Annotated in this window: 2 protein-coding genes; both read right to left on the minus strand. The window is 51.1% G+C overall.

The window, feature by feature from the left end; genetic code table 11:
* Positions 1–143: 143 nt before the first annotated feature.
* Positions 144–959 carry an ATP-binding protein gene (locus JQM68_RS13495; protein ID WP_235223540.1) on the minus strand — a complete coding sequence of 272 codons (816 nt, stop codon included), beginning with the start codon at positions 957–959 and terminating at the stop codon, positions 144–146.
* Positions 952–2,274, minus strand: a complete 1,323-nt coding sequence (gene istA, locus JQM68_RS13500; protein WP_235223541.1) for an IS21 family transposase — start codon at positions 2,272–2,274, stop codon at positions 952–954. Before istA ends, JQM68_RS13495 begins: the two co-directional genes overlap by 8 nt.
* Positions 2,275–2,407: the final 133 nt, after the last annotated feature.

Consider the following 2,407-nt stretch of genomic DNA (forward strand, 5'->3'; position numbering starts at 1 on the left):
CTGTTAGAGTCGGACGGAAACGGCCAAATAGTGTCGGAAGAAAACGGCCAATCGTAGCCGCCTAAAAACGGCCGAATGGGGTCGGATAAAAACGGCCATTGTCATTCTTTGGTAGAAAGTAGCCAACGCCCGGTATAGACAATTTAAATGGTTGAGTCGCTGTAATCGAGTCCGGTTCCTTTCACCCGTCCGGTGTGCAAGTTAATCGTGTCGAGTTTACGGCCTCGGAAGCTCTCTCCCTTGAAACGGAATACCATAGCGTCATCAAAAATCCGGTCCAGGGCACACAGAAGGGCATCATCCTCATTAAAGTTCTCTCTCCACATGGAGGGCATCTTGTTGCTGGTAAAGACGATGTTGTAAGCGCCTTCCTTGTTGTACCGGCGGTCAACCAGATCAAAGAACAGCCGGGTGTTCTCCTTGTCAAACTCACAGTGTCCAACTTCATCAATAATCAGGCAGGACTGCCGGACAAGGTGCGAAACCAACGCATATTCCTTTCCGGTGCGTCTGGCAGCTGTGAGCTTGTCCCGGAGTTCGGACATCTTAATGAAGTATGCTTTAATTCCCTGAGTGCAGCACTTGTAGCCAAACGCTTGCGCCAGATGGGTCTTCCCAGTCCCAGCAGGGCCAATGAAAGCCAGATTTCGGTGAGCATAGATTGCGGAGAGGGACGACAGATTCTTCAGCCGCTCAACATCCCTCCCTCTAATCACCGAGAAGTCAAAATTCTCAAAGGTCTTCGGATTCTTACGGGGCAAATGGCTCAACCTCAAAAGGGTCTGGATGGTCGTATCAGTTTTCTTGTCGCTCAGGTAGTTCAGAACCAAGGCCACCGCCTGAAGCCCCTCTGTGGACAGCCCCTGGTCTTCTGCCAGAGTTGCAAGTTCCTGGGCACAGAAGTCCAGCTTCAGAGCAGCACAACTTCTCTCAACAGATTCAAACACAGAATCAGTCATCCAAGTCATCCTCCTTGTCAAAGTTAAACTTTTCAAAGGAGAGGCTCAGGGAAGGCTCCTTGAGTTGCTTAATCGCCGTCTTCACCGGAGCGGTAGGAAATTCCTCGGGCTGTGCAAGGGTCTCGTATTGGCCGTCACAGAAGCTGTCACGGCGGCTCCAGGTTACATTGTGGGTGGTCAGCAAGCTGAGCAGATCAGCCGAGTAGATGTAGAGCGTGTCACCGTCCCGCATTACCCTGGCAGTCTTCCCGTGGTAGGCATACGGAACACCAAAGCGCCGCCCTTCATAGGTCACGAATCCGTCGAAGGAAATTCGGCGCTCCGGGCAGAGATAAAAACGGACTGCGTGGACATCCTGCAACATACGAGCCATTTCAGCGCACTTGCTAAAATGAATGTCCTGCGGAACACCGCTAATGCACTGGTGGTAGGTGCTGTTCTGCTCGTTACACCATTCCAGCGCCGCATAATTTAAGTCGGTCACGTTCCAGAAGACCCGCCCCGCCAGAAAGTTGTCCTTCACAAATCGGATGAGGCGTTCAACCTTACCCTTGGTAAACGGGTGCCTGGGCTTGCATAACTTTGTCTGGAAACCAATGGTACCCATGAACTCCTCGTAATCAGGCTGCCAAACCGGCCGGCCTTCACTATCTCGCCGAAGAACAACACTTTTCATGTTATCAGTCAGAATATATTGGGGAATTCCCATGTACTGGAAGGCGTGAACCATTCCAATGAAGAGGTTCTCCTGTTTGGCGTTGGGAAAGAATTCCACATACCTCTGTCCACAGTGGTGGCAAATCATAGCAAAACAGGCAGCGTTGTACTCGTTTCCGTTGTAATCAAGAACTTTCGTGAAGCCCCAGTCCATCTGGTAGGCTTCTCCGGGTTCCGTAGTATATCTACGGCCACGGCTGCCCTGAGGAGATACCTGACACCGTTTGGCTGGAACAAGATCCTGATGTGAAGCAATATATTCCTTCACGATGGTCTGTCCACCGGGGAAACCCTTTTGTTGAAGTCGCTTCAGGCAAACCGTGGAGTTAACGATGCCATTTCGAAGCAAATCGTCAAGAATGGCAGTGTAGCCGGTGAGCAGTGTAAAAGGTGCCTTACGGCCTTTCAGCCCGTGCTGCGTCTTCACAAATCCATTTTCCTTCATGCGGCGCAGCTTGTGGCGAGAGATGCCGGTGCGCCGCCCCAATTCTGCGAGGTTAATTTTCTCCAGAGAGAAACCGTTGCCCTGCTCGATTTGCATTTCTTGAATTGCTTGTGCTACGGCGGGGTCCAAGTTAGACACTTCAAATTCTTTCATTCATTTCTCCTTTCTCCGGGGCATTGGCTACATCCCCAGTGTAAAGGAGAAATGACCGAGTGGCCATTTCTATCCGACTAAAATTGGCCGTTTTCACCCGACTCTGAATGGCCCATTTCGCCCGACTCTAACA

It is taken from the genome of Oscillibacter valericigenes (genome assembly GCF_021531435.1).
Taxonomy (GTDB): Bacteria; Bacillota; Clostridia; order Oscillospirales; family Oscillospiraceae; genus Oscillibacter; species Oscillibacter valericigenes_B.

Bases quoted from the DNA above. Each gene is read 5' to 3' on its own strand.
- JQM68_RS13495 (WP_235223540.1), bottom strand. From the start codon at position 959: ATGACTGATTCTGTGTTTGAATCTGTTGAGAGAAGTTGTGCTGCTCTG.
- istA (WP_235223541.1), bottom strand. From the start codon at position 2,274: ATGAAAGAATTTGAAGTGTCTAACTTGGACCCCGCCGTAGCACAAGCA.